Source organism: Hymenobacter sp. UYAg731 (assembly GCF_054061335.1).
Genome location: NZ_JBSSEC010000001.1, coordinates 1 through 16,518, shown reverse-complemented (window position 1 = coordinate 16,518; position 16,518 = coordinate 1). Strand labels below are relative to the sequence as shown.

General features: G+C 63.1%; 10 protein-coding genes. 8 read left to right on the top strand and 2 right to left on the bottom strand.

The window, feature by feature from the left end:
• Positions 1–95: 95 nt before the first annotated feature.
• The 6 genes from ACVWYF_RS00050 (at position 96) to ACVWYF_RS00025 (ending at position 12,007) form a co-directional block, all read left to right on the top strand.
• Positions 96–3,323: a SusC/RagA family TonB-linked outer membrane protein gene (locus ACVWYF_RS00050; protein ID WP_457063486.1), complete on the top strand. Its 3,228-nt coding sequence runs from the start codon at positions 96–98 to the stop codon at positions 3,321–3,323.
• 110 nt (positions 3,324–3,433) lie between these two features.
• The gene (locus ACVWYF_RS00045; RefSeq protein ID WP_457063485.1) at positions 3,434–4,936 is read left to right on the top strand and encodes a RagB/SusD family nutrient uptake outer membrane protein; all 1,503 of its coding nucleotides are present in this window, start codon (positions 3,434–3,436) and stop codon (positions 4,934–4,936) included.
• A 205-nt stretch (positions 4,937–5,141) separates the two neighbouring features.
• Positions 5,142–7,430 (top strand): glycoside hydrolase family 3 C-terminal domain-containing protein, encoded by a 2,289-nt coding sequence (locus tag ACVWYF_RS00040; protein ID WP_457063484.1) that lies wholly within the window; start codon positions 5,142–5,144, stop codon positions 7,428–7,430.
• A 412-nt stretch (positions 7,431–7,842) separates the two neighbouring features.
• Positions 7,843–8,160: a BON domain-containing protein gene (locus ACVWYF_RS00035; protein ID WP_457063483.1), complete on the top strand. Its 318-nt coding sequence runs from the start codon at positions 7,843–7,845 to the stop codon at positions 8,158–8,160.
• Between the two features lie 63 nt (positions 8,161–8,223).
• Positions 8,224–9,453 (top strand): acetate/propionate family kinase, encoded by a 1,230-nt coding sequence (locus ACVWYF_RS00030; protein ID WP_457063482.1) that lies wholly within the window; start codon positions 8,224–8,226, stop codon positions 9,451–9,453.
• 160 nt (positions 9,454–9,613) lie between these two features.
• Positions 9,614–12,007 carry a phosphoketolase family protein gene (locus ACVWYF_RS00025; RefSeq protein WP_457063481.1) on the top strand — a complete coding sequence of 798 codons (2,394 nt, stop codon included), beginning with the start codon at positions 9,614–9,616 and terminating at the stop codon, positions 12,005–12,007.
• Positions 12,008–12,271: 264 nt separating this feature from the next.
• Here the strand turns inward: ACVWYF_RS00025 and ACVWYF_RS00020 are convergent, their stop codons facing one another.
• Positions 12,272–12,706, bottom strand: a complete 435-nt coding sequence (locus ACVWYF_RS00020) for a BLUF domain-containing protein (RefSeq protein WP_457063480.1) — start codon at positions 12,704–12,706, stop codon at positions 12,272–12,274.
• A 251-nt stretch (positions 12,707–12,957) separates the two neighbouring features.
• A complete protein-coding gene (locus tag ACVWYF_RS00015) occupies positions 12,958–13,293 on the bottom strand; it encodes a thioredoxin family protein (protein ID WP_457063479.1) in 336 nt (111 codons plus the stop codon).
• A gap of 265 nt (positions 13,294–13,558) precedes the next feature.
• Here ACVWYF_RS00015 and ACVWYF_RS00010 point away from each other — a divergent pair, with 265 nt between their 5' ends.
• Both ACVWYF_RS00010 and ACVWYF_RS00005 read left to right on the top strand, forming a co-directional pair.
• Complete coding sequence (locus tag ACVWYF_RS00010) at positions 13,559–15,268, top strand: PAS domain-containing sensor histidine kinase (RefSeq protein ID WP_457063478.1); 1,710 nt, start codon at positions 13,559–13,561, stop codon at positions 15,266–15,268.
• Positions 15,246–16,292 (top strand): response regulator, encoded by a 1,047-nt coding sequence (locus ACVWYF_RS00005; protein WP_457063477.1) that lies wholly within the window; start codon positions 15,246–15,248, stop codon positions 16,290–16,292. Before ACVWYF_RS00010 ends, ACVWYF_RS00005 begins: the two co-directional genes overlap by 23 nt.
• Positions 16,293–16,518: the final 226 nt, after the last annotated feature.

Genomic DNA, 16,518 nt, shown 5'->3' with positions numbered 1-16,518 from the left:
GTGCTGCCAGCACCCGGCTCGGCTTGCTTATTGACCATTGGGTTGGCATCAAAATCTCCGATTTTAACTAAAAATTCCCACTTAATCCCAAACGTATGCTTCCATTCTCTTACAAAACCCTTTTACGGAGTGCAGCGCTCTTTGGTGTGAGCGGCCTGCAATCGATTTCGAGCCCCGCTGTTGCGGAGCCGCTCCCCGCAACGGCGTCCTGGACCCTTAGCCCCGTGGCGGACGTGCCCGTGGCGGGCCGCGTGACCCAGCCCAACGGCGAGGGCCTGCCCGGCGTGACGGTGCTGGTGAAGGGCACCAGCATCGGCACCTCCACCGGGCCTGATGGCAGCTTCAGCCTCAGTGTGCCCGAAAACAGCGTGCTGGTTTTCAGCTCAGTAGGCTTTGTGAAGCAGGAAGTGCCGGTGACCGGCGCAAACGCGAGCCTGGCCATCCGGCTGGTCGACGACACGCAGGCGCTGAAAGAAGTGGTGGTGGTGGGCTACGGCACCCAGGAGCGCCAGAGCGTGACGGGGGCCGTGGCGTCGGTTTCGGGCCGCGACATTGCCTCCCAGCCGGTGGCCGACCCCGCGCAGGCTATTCAGGGCCGCGCGGCGGGCGTGCAGGTAGTGTCCAACGGAGGCGCGCCGGGCGGGCAGGGCGGTACGTCCATCCGGGTGCGGGGCATTACCTCGGCCGGCAATAACTCGCCGCTGTACGTGGTGGACGGTTTTCCGCTGCCCTCGGCGGTGGATGGCAATGGCAACGCCACGGGTACGGAGATTAACAGCATCAACCCGAATGACATTGAAACCATTGACGTACTGAAGGATGCGTCGGCCACGGCCATCTACGGCCTGCGTGCCGCCAACGGCGTGGTGCTGATTACCACGAAGCGCGGCAAGGCCGGCACTTCCAATATCAACATCGACGCCTATGTGGGCGTGCAAAACGTGTGGAATAAGGTGGGCCTGCTCAATGCGCAGCAGTATGCCGAGCTCAACAACGAGGCCCGCAACAACTACAACGCGCAGTTTCCGAACGATAAGCGGGACCTCAACTCTCGTTTTAACTCGCCCGCCAAAATTGCGGCGCTGCCATCCACTAACTTCCTGGACCAGATTTTCCGGCAGGCCAAGATTCAGAACTACTCGATTTCAGCTACCGGCGGCAGCGAAAAAGCGCGCTACGCAATAAGTGCGGGCTATTTCCAGCAGGACGGCATCATTATCGGGTCCGACTTCCAGCGCTTCACGTTGCGCACCAATGGCGAGGTGCAGCTGTCCAAAATCCTGAAAGTAGGCAATACGCTGGCCCTCAGCCACCAGGAAGAGCATCCACTGAACGGCGAAAACGACGAATTTGGTGGCCCCATCCAATTGGCCATTCAGGCACCACCTTTCCTGCCCGTATATAATTCGACCGGCGGATTTTACGAGTTCGGCAGCACGCCAGAAGACAACTTCGGCGAGGAAAACCCGGTGACGAAAGCCTTGCGGGCCACCAACAAAAACAACCGCAACCGCGCGACTACCACGTTCTACGCGGAGCTGGAGCCCCTGACCGGCCTGCGCCTGCGCAGCAGCGTGGGCGCTGACCTGCAGTTCAATCAGAACGACCAGTTCTCTCCTTCCATCTTCGGGTCGTCGAAATATAGCCCCCAGCTTTCCGGGGCCAGCAGCGCCTCCAACTACTCGCCCAGCTACCTGATTGAGAACACCGCTACCTACGACCGGACCATTGGCACCAACCACCACTTCACCGTGCTGCTCGGCCAATCGGCCCAGCAGTTCGACAACTTCTACCTGGGGGCCAGCCGCACCGGCTACCCGACCAATACCAACCGAGGGCTGGACCAGGGCCCCATTAATCCCCAGATAGCCAACAATGGCGGCAGCAGCCGCAGCCGGCTACTTAGTTATTTTGGCCGCCTGAACTACGAGTTTGCTGGCAAATACCTCATCCAGGCCATTGCCCGCTTCGACGGCTCGTCGGCCTTCGGCCGCGCCAATAGCGTTGGTTTCTTCCCCGGTGTATCGGCGGGCTGGCGCCTGTCGGAGGAAAACTTCCTCAAGGAAGTGGCCGCCATCAGCAACCTGAAGCTGCGCGCGGGCTACGGCAAAGTAGGCAACCCCTTGAACGCGGGCACCTTTGCCTACACCTCCCTCATCAACTCGTCGATAAGCTCGTACAGCGGGCCCGGTACGGGCTACGTATTCGGCACGGGCAGCCAGAACACGGCGCAGGGCAGCGTACCAACCCGCCTGGCTAACGCCGACATCGCCTGGGAAAACAATGTGCAGTACAACGTGGGCGTAGACCTGGGCCTGTTCCAGAACCGCGTGAGCGCCTCGCTCGACTTGTACACCCGCACCTCGCCCAACCTGCTGCTCTACGTACCGGCTACCTACGTCTCGGGTACCCGCGACGCGGTGCCGACCAACGCCGCCTCCTCCCGGAACCGGGGCGTGGACCTGTCCGTCACCACCAACAACTTTGTGAGCGCCAACCAAGGCTTCACCTGGAGCACCACCCTGAACATATCGGCCTACCGCAGCGAGATTACCTCGCTGGGCATTGGCAAGCCCTTCAACGGGCAGGGCATCCGGGGGGGGTCCAACCTGGTGCGCTACGACGTAGGCCAGCCCCTGGGTGCGTTCTACGGCTTCGTGGCCGATGGCATTATTCAGACCAAGGATGAGCTGACGGCGCTGAACGCGAAGTCGCCAACCGGGTTCTACCAGAGCTCGGGCACGGCTCCCGGCGACATCAAATTTAAGGATGTCAACGGCGACGGCGTGGTGAACGACGACGACCGCGACTTCATCGGCAATCCAAACCCGAAGTTCACGTATGGCCTGAATAATACACTCACCTTCAAAGGCTTTGACCTGAGCGTGTTCCTGCAAGGCTCGCAGGGCAACGACGTGTACAACCTGAACCGCTACTACTTGGAAGGGGGCCTGGCAGCGGCCTCCAACGCGGGCACCATCGCGCTGGACCGCTGGACGCCGACGCACACCAACACCACCGTGCCCCGCGCCGTGTTCAACGACCCGAACCAGAATAACCGCGTGTCGAGCCACTACCTGGAAAATGGCTCCTACATGCGCATCAAGCTGCTCACGCTGGGCTACACCCTGCCCCAGTCGGTGCTCACGACGCTGCACAGCCAGCGCATCCGGGTGTATGTCACGGCCCAGAATCTGGCCACTTTCACCAAGTACACCGGGTTTGACCCGGAGCTGGGCAACCAGGGCAACAGCCTGGGCGTCGACCGCGGCATCTACCCGCAGGCCCGCGCCTTCCTGGCCGGGGTCAACATCGGCTTTTAGCCCATGATGAAGGGTTGCTGATGCGTGTAACGCCTTTTCGCTTTGGCGCTAATCATCAACCCTTTGCCACTACCCCTTTTCTCATTTCTGACTCTTAACTTACCAAGTTGATGAACCCTTTATTTTTCAAAAAGCAAGTCCTGGGCACGATGCTGCTCACGTTGGGACTGCTCGGCACCAGCTGCACCAAAGACTACCTGGAGCTGACGCCGCGCAATGCGGCCTCGACGGAGACGTTTTACACCACCCAGACCGATGCCATTCAGGCCACGAACGCGGCTTATGCCCAGCTGCAACAGGCCGGCATGGTCAACCACTCGCTCTGGATGATGGACATCATGGCCGACAACTCCTACGTGGGCGGCGGCGGCGCGGCCGATGGCATCGAGTTTCAGCAGCTGGACAACTACACGATTCCGCCCAGCAACCCCGTCATCACCGACCACTTTCAGCGGGCCTACCTGGGCATCGGGGCCGCCAACCAGGTCCTGCTGCACGTACCAAACATTACGGCGATAGACGGGGCCATCAAGAGCCGGTGCCTAGGCGAGGCCCAGTTTCTGCGGGCCCTGTACTACTTCTATCTGGTGCGGGCCTACGGCGACGTGCCCCTGGTGCTGGCACCCGCCGCAAGCTCCGCCGCCGCCGCCAGCGTGAGCCGCGAACCGGCGGCGAAGGTCTACGCGCAGATTATAACCGACCTGACCGAGGCCATCAAGAACCTGCCGCTGCCCTCTACCTATTCGGACGATGACAAGGGCCGGGCCAGCAAGCTCTCGGCGATGGGCATGCTGGCGAAAGTGTATCTCACGCAGGGCGACATGACCAATGCTGCCAGCCAGGCGGACTTAACCATTACCGCGGCCCTGGCCGATGGCAAAGGGCTGTGGGCCAACTACGGCGACAACTTCAAGCTGGAAAACGAGAATGGCAAGGAATCGCTGTTCGAGGTGCAGTTTAAAAGTGGTCTCAATGGCTACATTCTGGAGGGGCCGGGCTCGGCTATCAACGAGTTCTGGGGCGCACGCTTTTTCGGCAGCCCCTACGTGGTGAGCAGCGGGGGCTACGGCTTCAACATCCCGGAGAAGGAATTTGCCGATGGCTACGAGGCCGGCGACCTGCGTAAGGCCGTGACGATGTTCGTGCCCGGCGACTTATACACGGACGGCCCCAAGGATGACAAAGGGAACGTGCAGGTGCAGCCCGCCAAGCTGGAGGGCGACCCCAACGGCTTTAACGTGCGCAAATTCTACGCCGGCACGTTGTCTACCATCTGGGATTCGCCCCTGAATGTGCCCATCCTACGCCTCGCCGATGTGTACCTGATTAAGGCCGAGGCCGGCGGTACCGGCGCGCTGGCGGCCCTCAACGCCGTACGGACCCGTGCCGGCCTGCCCCCGGCCACCAATACCAGCCAGGCCACCGTGCTGAAGGAGCGCCGCTACGAGTTGGCCTTCGAGATGGACCGCTGGTATGACCTGAAGCGCACCAAGACGCTGACCAACAACCCTAACCTGCTGGCCAAAGGCATCAAGCCGTTCAACGATTTGCTGCCGATTCCGCAGGTTGAGCGCGATGTGAACCGGAACCTGACGCAGAATACGGGCTATTAAGCTTGGGGTACGATACCCCAGCACAAGGCTTCGCTTTGGAAACCGCTGTAGAAAATCATTCAAAAAACCGAACCGGCCAGCCGCCAAGTGGTGGGAACAGCAAATCGGCTGGCCGGGGAAGTTTTTTCAGGTAATCCCAACCCTCCTTTACATCCGTGCGGCGAGCAGCAGCCACCGCCCGCCTTCACGTTCTCACACCCCGCTCATGCCCCACAAATTCTCACGCTTCCCGGTTTTCCTGGGGGCTGCTTTTTCTACGCTCGCGGCGGTTGGCCCGGCGGCGGCGCAGCGCATGCCCGTTGCCACCGCAGCGGCCAACCAACAGGCCGCCCTCACAGCCAACGACGCCAAAATTGATGCCCTCCTCAAGCAGATGACGCTGGAAGAGAAAATCAAGATGATCCATGCCAATTCGGCCTTTGCCTCGGGCGGCATTGCCCGCCTGGGCATCCCCGAGCTGATGACCTCCGACGGCCCCCACGGCGTGCGCCCCGAGCAGGGCCGCGACTGGCGCGGCGTGAAAGATGCCAAAGACGCCGGCACCTACATGCCCACCAACAACACCCTGGCCGCCACCTGGAATCCGGCCCTGGGCTACGCCTACGGCGCCGTGCTGGGCCAGGAAGCTAGTGCCCGGGGCAAAGACATGATTTTGGGCCCCGGCATCAACATCGTGCGCGCCCCGCTGAACGGGCGCAACTTCGAGTACCTGAGCGAGGACCCGTACTTGGTATCGCGCATGGTGGTTGGCTACATCAAGGGCGTGCAGGCGCAGGGCGTGTCGGCCTGCGTGAAGCACTACGCCCTGAACAATCAGGAAACGCACCGCGACGACATTGACGTGAACGTGAGCGAGCGGGCCCTGCGCGAAATCTACCTGCCGGGCTTCCGGGCCGCCGTGCAGCAGGGCGGCGTGTACTCGCTCATGGGCTCGTACAATAAGTTTCGGGGCACCTACGCCACCGAAAACGCCTACCTGATGAACACCATTCTGAAGGGTGAATGGGGATTCAAGGGACTTGTAATAAGCGACTGGGGCTCGGTGCATTCCACGGAGGAAGCTCTGCGCAACGGCACCGACCTCGAAATGGGCACCGACCTGGTGCTGATGAGCAAGGGCCTCGACCAGAGCGCCACGGCTTCGGGCGAAACCGGCCAGCCCGACTTGGTGAATGGCAGCAGTAAAAGCCTCTACAACCGCTTTTTCCTGGCGGACCCCGCATTGGAAGCCATCAAAAAAGACCCCAAGCTGCTGCCCCTACTCGATGAGAAAGTGCGCCGCATTCTGCGGGTGGAGTTTGCCACACATATGCTGGGTGGCACTAAGCGCCAGCCGGGCTCCTACAACACCAAGGAGCACCAGGCCACGGCCCTGAAAGTGGCCGAGGAAGGCATCGTGCTGCTGAAAAACGATGGCATTCTGCCCCTGAAAAAGACGGTGAAAACGGTGGCTATTATCGGGGCCAACGCCACCCGCGAAAATGCTGGCGGCGGCGGCAGCGCCCAGCTCAAGGCCAGCTATGAGATTACGCCCTTGCAGGGCATTAAGAACGCGCTGGGCAGCGGGGCCACCGTCACCTTCAGTCCCGGTTACACCATTGCCCGCGACCAGAAGGCCGACCCCAAGCTAATGGCCGAGGCCGTGGCCGCCGCCAAAGCCGCCGACGTGGTGATTTACGTGGGGGGCTCCTTCCACGGCTACGACTATACCAAGTGGAGCGACAACGCCTACGATGCGGAAGGCACCGACAAGCCCGACCTGAAGATGCCCTTTGGCCAGGACGAGCTGGTGCAGGCCCTGCAGGCCGCCAACCCCAACACGGTGGTGGTGCTGCTCGGCGGCGGGCCGATTGAGGTAGCGGCCTGGGCCGGCCAGGCCAAGGCCGTGCTCGAAGCCTGGTACCCCGGCATGGAAGGCGGCAACGCGCTGGCGCACGTCCTGTTCGGCGACGTGAACCCGTCGGGCAAGCTGCCCTTCACTTTCCCCGTGAAGCTGGAAGATGCCCCCGCCATGAAGCTGGGCGAGTACCCCAGCACCCCCGGCGAACCCCTGAAACAGACCTATAAGGACGACATCTGGGTGGGCTACCGCTATTACGACACCTACAACGTGGCCCCGCAATACGCCTTCGGCCACGGCCTGAGCTACACCACCTTCAAATACAGCGCCCTCACCGTAGCCCCCAGCACCAAAAGCGCCACCGTGAAGCTGACCGTGACCAACACCGGCAAAGTAGCCGGGGCCGAGGTGGTGCAGGTGTACGTGAAGGACGAAAAAGCCAGTGTGAAGCGCCCCGAAAAGGAGCTGAAAGGTTTCGAGAAAGTGTTTTTGAAGCCCGGTGAATCCAAAACCGTGACCGTGGCACTGGATGCCGGCGCGTTTCAGTATTACGACGAAGCCAAGAAAAGCTGGGTGCTGGAGCCGGGCAAGTTCGATGTGCTGGTGGGCAGCTCGTCGCGGGATATCCGGCTGACAGGCGGGGTGACGCTGTAGCGTTGGCCTACCCGTCACCTCACAATGGGACTATACCCCACAGCCCCCCTCTCCTGCGGAGAGGGGGGCTGTGGGGTATAGTCCCATTGTGAGGTGGAGGTAGCCGCGCACCTGTTTCGCCGCGAGGGAAAGGATGCACAGCTGCCGAGCAAAGCTGAATGCGCCCACCAGCCAGCCCCAGCCGCACGAGGTGCGCCGCGCCGGGCCCTGTTTGGCTCCCCGGCGCTAGCGGCCGGAGCTGCGCGACCATGAACGCCCGGAGCGCGTGGAGTGGGGCGGGGCGGACCTGACAAAAGTCATGGACGGCAGCGGGGAGTGTCATGTCAGGGCTGCGGGCTGGGGAGGACTTTTGCCCTATACTTCCCTCCTCCCCGTCCCGGACACTGCCTCCCACCCACTATTCCTTCTTCCCATGCAAAATGCTCAACGGATAATGCCCGACACGCCCGCCGAATGCGTGGCTGATGCTGACATCACTACGGCCATTGAAACGCTCCTCGCCACGAAGAAAGGGCTGAGCGCGCACGAGATTACCGTGCAGACCCGCGCCGAGATTGTGGAGCTAGCGGGGTTCACCAACAGCCTGCTTTCGCAGCAGCGGGCCGAAGAAATTGCGTTGGCCGTGCGCGGCGTACGCGGGCTGCACCGCACGCTGGCCGTGCGCACCGCCGGCGTGCCCGATGCACAACTGCAACACGCCACCAATTCGCACCCGGTGCCCTTGTGGTAGCCCTATCAGGCACTATTCCAGCTGCGGCTTAGTCGGCTGCTGCTCCATTTTCGTCCGCCGTTTATGAGCCAGAAAGCTGCGCGCACTGCCCGCCAACCAGCAACCCCTTCCGCTGTAGCCCGCGTGCTGGTTCTCAACGGCGGCTCGTCGAGCATCAAATTCGCGGTGTATGACTTGGGCGAAACCTCCGAGCGGTTCCTGCACGGCCACCTCAACCGCATTGGCCTGCCCGGCACCACGCTCACTGTAGCCGATGGCCGCCAACCGCCCACCACCTGCCCGGTAGCCGCCACTGACTCGCCAGCCGCCGTGGCTTTTTTGCTCGATTGGCTGGAAGCGCAGCCCGGCTTTCCCGCCATTCTGGCCGTGGGGCACCGGGTGGTACACGGGCTGGAACACCAGGAGCCGGAGCGAATCACGCCGGCGCTGCTGGCGGAATTACGGAAAATCAGCGCGTTCGACCCCGACCACCTACCCGGCGAAATCGCCCTCATCGAAGCCATCCGCCAGCGCCACCCGCGCCTGCCGCAATTTGCCTGCTTCGACACGGCTTTTCACCGCACCATGCCGCGCGTGGCCCAGCTGCTGCCGCTGCCGCGCCGGTTTGCGGCGCGGGGACTTCGGCGCTATGGGTTTCACGGCCTGTCTTACGCCTATTTGCTGGAGGAGCTGGGCCGGCAGGCGGGCGCGGAAGCGGCGCAGGGCCGGGTTATTCTGGCGCATTTGGGCAGCGGGGCCAGCCTGGCGGCCGTGCGTGATGGCCGCAGCCTCGATACCAGCATGGGCTTCACACCGGCCGCCGGCCTGGTGATGGGCACCCGGCCGGGCGACCTCGACCCCGGCGTGGCCGCCTACCTGATGGCCACCGAGAAGCTAACCGCACCGCAGCTCAACCACCTCATCCACCACGAATCGGGCCTGCTCGGCGTGTCCGAAACCAGCTTCGACATGCAGGATTTGCTGGCCGCCCAGGCCACCGATGAGCGGGCGGCCGAAGCCGTGGCGCTGTTTTGCTACCAGGCCCGCAAGTGGATGGGGGCCTTTGCCGCCGTGCTCGGCGGCCTGGATACGCTGGTGTTTGCCGGCGGCATCGGCGAGCACGCGGCCGAGGTGCGGGCCCGCATCTGCGAGGGCCTGGAGTTTCTGGGCATCGAGCTGGATGCGGCCCGCAACGCGGCTCATGCCGGCGTGATTTCCAGCGGGGCCAGCCGCGTCACGGTCCGCATCATTCCCACCGACGAGGAACGCATGATTGCCCGCACGGTGGGGCGGCTGTTGGCGTCAAAACATTAACAGGAAAGAGTTCCTGAACGTCATGCTGAGCTTGTCGAAGCAGCTCTACCGCTTCGCCTGAACCGTTTGCAACGAAGCGATAGAGCTGCTTCGACAAGCTCAGTATGACCGTTCTGAGGTCATTCTTAAACGCCCTGAAAATAAATAAAAACTCAACCCCATGCAAACCGAAACCCTTTTAGAAGCCCCCGCCGCCACGCCGCTCTCGCCGGAAATGCTGCGCCGCATCAACGCCTACTGGCGGGCAGCTAACTACCTCTCGGTGGGCCAGATATACCTGCTCGACAACCCGCTGCTGCGCGAGCCGCTGACCCTGGCGCACATCAAAAAGATGCTGCTGGGCCACTGGGGCACCACGCCGGGCCAGAACTTCATCTACACCCACCTCAATCGCGTCATCAAAGCCCACGACCTGAACATGATTTACCTGTCGGGGCCGGGCCACGGCGGGCCGGCGGTGGTGGCCGGCACCTACCTGGAGGGCACTTACAGCGAGGTGTATCCGAACATCGGCCAGGATGAGGATGGGCTGAAGCGGTTGTTTACGCAGTTCTCGTTCCCGGGCGGCATTTCGAGCCACGCGGGGCCGCAAACGCCGGGCTCGCTGCACGAGGGCGGCGAGCTGGGCTACTCGCTGAGCCACGCTTTCGGGGCCGTGTTTGATAACCCAGAGCTAATTGTGGCCTGCGTAATTGGCGACGGCGAGGCCGAAACCGGCCCGCTGGCCACCGCATGGCATTCCAACAAGTTCCTCAACCCGGCCCGCGACGGCGCGGTGCTGCCCATCCTGCACCTCAACGGCTACAAGATTTCCAACCCCACGGTGCTGGCCCGCATTACCCCCGAGGAGCTGGACCAGCTGCTGCGCGGCTACGGCTGGACGCCCTACTACGTGGAAGGCCACGAGCCCGCGCTGATGCACCAAGCCATGGCGGCGGCCCTCGACGAAGCCGTGGCCGACATCCTGGCCATCCAGGAGCATGCCCGCGAAACCGGCGACCTCACCCGCCCCCGCTGGCCCATGCTGGTGCTGAAATCGCCGAAAGGCTGGACCGGCCCGAAAGAGGTGGACGGCCGTCCCAACGAAGGCACGTTCCGCGCCCACCAGGTGCCGCTGGCCGTGTCGGCCAGTGCGCCGCCCGAGCACCTGGCCCAACTGGAAAGCTGGCTGCGCAGCTACCGGCCCGAGGAGCTGTTCGACACGGAGGGCCGGCTGCTGCCGGAGCTGGCCGAGCTGGCTCCCACCGGCGACCGCCGTATGGGGGCCAACCCGAACGCCAACGGCGGCCTGCTGCTGCGCGACTTGCACCTGCCCGATTTCTGCGACTACGCCGTGGCGGTGCCCGCGCCGGGCCAGGTGGAAGCCAGCGACACGTTCACCGTCGGCCAGTTCCTGCGCGATGTGCTGCGGCGGAACGCGGAGCCGCGCAATTTCCGGGTTTTCGGGCCTGATGAAACACTGTCTAACCGCCTGGAAGCCGTATTTGAAGCCACCGACCGGCAATGGAATGCCGGCACGGAAGCCAACGACGAATTTCTGAGCCCCGATGGCGGCGTGCTCGAAATGCTGAGCGAGCACCAATGCCAGGGCTGGCTCGAAGGCTACCTACTCACGGGCCGGCACGGGCTGTTCAACAGCTACGAGGCCTTCGTGCATATCGTGGACTCGATGTTCAACCAGCACGCCAAGTGGCTGAAGCTGACGCTGGAAATACCGTGGCGGCGCCAGCTGGCCTCGCTCAACTACCTGCTCACCTCCACCGTGTGGCGGCAGGACCACAACGGCTTCACGCACCAGGACCCTGGGTTTATCGACCACGTCATCAACAAGAAGGCCAGCATTGTGCGCGTGTATCTGCCGCCCGATGCCAACTGCTTGCTCTCGGTGATGGACCACTGCCTGCGCAGCCGCCACTACGTCAACGTCATCGTGGCCGGCAAGCACCCGGCCCCGCAGTGGCTGAACATCGACGCGGCCCAGAAGCACTGCACCGAGGGCATCGGCCTGTGGCCCTGGGCCAGCACCGACCAGGGCCAGGAGCCCGACGCCGTACTGGCCTGCTGCGGCGACGTGCCCACCCTCGAAACCCTGGCCGCTGCCACCATCCTGCGCGAGCACCTGCCGGAACTGAAAATCCGGGTCGTGAACGTGGTGGACCTGCTCAAGCTTCAGCGCAGCACCGAGCACTCCCACGGCCTGAGCGATGCCGACTACGACGCCCTGTTTACGCGCGACAAGCCGGTTATTTTTGCCTTCCACGGCTACCCCTGGCTGGTGCATCGCCTCACCTACAACCGCGCCAACAACCAGCACCTGCATGTGCGCGGCTACAAGGAAGAAGGCACCATCACCACGGCCTTCGACATGACCGTGCTCAACGAGCTCGACCGGTTCCACCTGGTGCTGGATGTGCTCGACCGCGTGCCCCAGTTGGGCAACAAAGGAGCCTACCTAAAGCAGCTGCTCAAGGACAAGCTCGTGGAGCACAGGCTCTACATCACCCGCCACGGCGAGGATATGCCCGAAATCCGTAACTGGAAATGGCTGGCATAGCGCCTAAAAGGAGGGAAAATGGTCATTGTTCAGCTTTCGTCCGCGCAGCCGAAGCATGACGGTCTGGTTGGGTAGGCTCTGAATCCGGGCAATTTCTAATTGACTTCTGCGCCATCTCCTTTTCGCCTGCCCATGACAGTTACCGTCTTCAGCACCCTGGCTTTCGAGTGGCCCTTTCTGGAGCGGGCCAACGGGGTGCGCTACGTGGTGGTGCGCGCCGCGTTGCCGGACTGAAGCCGTTCCGGCAGCGGCGCGATGGGGCTGTTACTGGTTGGCTGCCATTCCCACAAAGTTCAGCAGCAGCTCCAGCAGCTCGGGGCGGATGGTGGGGCGCGGGCCCAGGCGCGTACGGGCATTCAACGCGCTGGATTGCAGCAAGGTGTGCAGGTCGGCGGCGTGCGCAACGCGGGTGCCCATGCTCCAGTCGGCGAAGCTGCGTTCGGCGCAATTTCCTTCCCCAAGCACCCGGCATTGGTAGTGACGGGGGTCGGACAGGATGTGCTGGTAATACAGCTGCCGGACATCGGCATCCTCGCCCTCCAATATCTGAAAAAACCGGCCTTCGGGCGTGTGCAGCAACAGGCCCGTGATGTGCGCCTGCTGATTATGGGCGCGGGCCTGCTTCAACAAGGCCGTCAGCGCTGCCGGTTCGAACGGCACGAGCGCCTGGCTTTCGTAAATGAGGTGATAGAGGCCCATGGCAACGACAAGGAAATTGAATGACAACCTCCCGCGTGCCTGCCGTAGGCAACCACTTGGTCTGAAGGAAACTGACCGCGAAAACGCAGCCCACCGGCCCGCTTCTGCTTACTTCCCAACGAAATTGGCGACGAATAGATGCCTGATGCCGGTAAACCATTTAACCGAAGGGCCACACCGTTTCCGGTTTTAAAGAAAACCTGCTTCATAAACCCGTAAACCAACGTCTTCCTGCAAAAAACAACCGCCCGCTAGGCGACGGCCAACCCATTAGGCCCGAGCTTGCCTAGCAGCAGCGGCACGATGCCCTCGCCCTCGGGCAAGCCGCCCTGCCGCCACAGCTCCACCCCCTGCCGCATGAGCACGAAGCACGGCAAATCGGTGGCGTGGAAGCTGCGTACCACCACGGGGTGGCTCAGCTCGTCGACGGTGAGCACCCGGATGTCTGCCCCCAACTCCCGCTGCAAGGCCGCCAGGGCTGCCAGCGTGGCCACCCGCACCTGCGGGGCCGTGCCCACGGGGGGCAGCAGCACCAGCAGCGTCGCGGCATCGGCAGGCAACGGAGGCGCGGGGGAAAGGTTATTCATTGGACACGGGGAAAACCAGTAGCGGCAAAATTAGCAAACGGGGGTAGCAGCCCGTATGATGCCCATCAGGGTGGGGACTGACAATTGTCATACGCAGGGATAACAAGGAGGTGTGCAGAGGTAATCAGGTGTTCCGTAGCACGTCATGCAGAGCGCCGCGAAGCATCTTTACCGCACAAGTAATCAGCTTTGCCATTGCGGTAAAGATGCTTCGCGGCGCTCTGCATGACGTTCTTTTACTCGTTTGCTTCTGCCCAATTACTTAATGCCTACTAATGCCGACCTTGCCGGGCCGCCGGCTGCTGCCGGGCCGCCGGCTGCTGCCGGGGCCGGGGCTACGCTGCGGTTCACCTACTTCTTTCCCATGCTCGCCAGCTCTTCTTCCAGCGTCCTCACCGAGCTGCTCTACAACCAGGCCAAGGAATTCTTCGGGATTTACGACCCGGCCCTGGGCTGGTTTACGCAGGTGAACCCGGCCGGCGTGCGCCTGCTGGCCTACCCATCGGAAGACGTGTTTCTGGCCGACCCCGACCACTCGCTGCGCACCCCGCCCTGGACCGGCGCGCAGTGGGAGGCCCTGTGCGAGCAGGCCCGCCGCGAAGGCCACCACGCCGTGGAAGCCAACGTCCGCCGCCACACCGGCGACGCCTTTCGCGCCTACCTGGAGCTGACGTATTACCTGGACGGCCCAAAACCCTACTTCCTCATCCACATCACCGAGTTGAGCCGCTTGCAGCAAGCCGAGCGCGAGCTGGCCCACAGCGTGCGGCGCTTCGAGGCGGTGGTGACCAATGCCACCATCGGCATCATCGTGTGCGACCAGGCGGGCGGCATTGTGTCGGCCAACCAGCTGGCCGAGCAGCAGTTCGGCTACGCGCCGGGCCAGCTGCTGGGCCAGCGCATCGAGGTGCTGGTGCCCAACGCCGCCGGCCGGCACCACCAGCAGCTGCGCGAAAGCTTCAATGCCCACCCGCAGGTGCGCGGCATGGGCCAGCACCGCGTGCTGCGCGGCCAGCGCCTGGACGGCACCGACTTTCCGGTCGAAGTCAGCCTGAGCTATTTTCACCTCGACGAGGAGCTGTACGTAGTGGCCTACGTGCTCGACATCACCGCCAAACACGATGCCGCCCAGGAGCTGGTGGCCCAACACCAGCGCGTAGCCCGCCTCAACGCCGACCTGGAGCAAAAGGTAGCCGACCGCACCCACGCCCTGATGATTACCCTGGACCAGCTGGAAAAGCGGGGCCAGGAGCTGACGCAGGCCCTGGCGGCCGAGCAGGAATTGGGCGAAATGAAATCCCGCTTCGTGAGCATGGCCTCGCACGAGTTCCGCACGCCCCTGACCGGCGTGCTTACCTCGGCCGAGCTGATTGCCGACTACGCGCAAGGGCCGCAGAAGGACAAGCAGTTGAAGCACGTCGACCGCATCCGCTCCTCGGTGAAGCACCTGAACGACATCCTGGAAGAATTCCTCTCGGTGGGCCGCATCGAGGAAGGCCGGGTGGAAGCCACCCCGGCCACGCTGGACATGCCGGGGTTGCTGGGCGAGACGGTCGTGGACGTGCAGGGCCTGCTCAAAGCCGGCCAGCGCATCGAGTGCGCCACGGAATGCGCCGGCCTTATCCGGCTCGATGCCTCACTGCTGCGCAAAATTCTGGTCAACCTGCTGTCCAATGCCATCAAGTATTCGGGCGAAAACGCCGTGGTGCAGGTGCGGGCCGCTTGCCGGGCGGGACAGCTCACGCTCACGGTGCAGGACCACGGCGTGGGCATTTCCCGCGAAGACCAGGAACACCTGTTCGAGCGGTTTTTCCGGGCCCGCAACGTAAGCACCGTGCCCGGCACCGGCCTCGGGCTCTACATCATTGCCAAGTACTTAGAGCTGATGGGGGGCACCATCGCCCTGCGCAGCGAGCTGAACGTGGGCACCACCGTCACCCTCACCATTCCCTATGAAAACGATTCTGCTGATTGAAGACGACGTCATCATCCGCGAAAACACCGCCGAGCTGCTCGAAATGGCCGGTTACGCGGTGCTCACGGCCGAAAACGGCCAGCTGGGCGTAGCGCAGGCCCTGGCTACCAAGCCCGATTTGGTGGTCTGCGACATCATGATGCCCGTGCTCGACGGCTACGGCGTGCTCCAGATATTCAACCAGCACGCGCAGCTGGCGGGGGTGCCCTTCATCTTCCTCACCGCCAAAACCGAGCGCCTCGACCTGCGCCGCGGCATGGCCCTGGGCGCCGACGACTACCTGACCAAGCCCTTCGACAAAGCCGAGCTGCTGAGCGCCATCGGCGGGCGGCTGAACCGCTTCCAGCACCTCAAGCCCGAATACGCGCCCACCACGCAGGGCCTGGGCGAGTTTCTGGACGACGCCCGCGCCGTGGGCAACCTCGCCGACTTGTCGGCGGACCGCAAGGTCCACGCCGTGCGCAAAAAGCAGGACGTGTACCTCGAAGGCGACGAGCCCACGCGGGTATACTTCGTGCAGGCCGGCCGGGTGAAAACCGTGAAAACCACCGACGGCGGCAAGGAGCTGATTACCGGCCTCTACGGCCCTGGCGAGTTCTTCGGCTACCTGGCCCTGCTCGACCACACCCCGCACACGGACTCGGCCGTGGCCGTGGACGACGCAGAGCTTGTTTACATTCCGCAGGACGATTTCACGCAGCTCCTATTGCGCAACGCCGCAGTGGGTCAGCAGTTTATCCGCCTGCTGGCGGGCCGGGTGCGTGAGCGCGAAGCCCAGTTGCTGGCCATGGCCTACAGCTCCATCCGCCGCCGGGTGGCCGATGTGCTGCTCCGCCTGCACGAGCAGGCCGGGGCCGAGGGCAGCATTCAGCTCTCGCGCGACGACATGGCCGCCCTGGTGGGCACCGCACCCGAGTCACTGATTCGCACGCTGAGCGAGTTCAAAGCGGATGGGCTTATTGAATTGACGCCGAAAAATATCCGGGTGCTGGCGCCCGAAAAGCTACGCCGGGCGCGGTGGTAGGCGGGTTGGAGTGCTCTCGGAAAACGGAAACCACAGCACATTAAGGTGTGAGAAGCAACGGTCAAGATGGATGTGTTGCAAACGACCATTTATAAAATGCACAAGGGCATTTTCGGTTTATTTGAATCACCGTGGCTGTTGCAGAACCCGGGGTCGTAGAAGGGAGATGCAAGGCAAAAAGCTATTTCTCGACAAAGAAGTGACTCGTTTTCGGCTTTCCGAACGC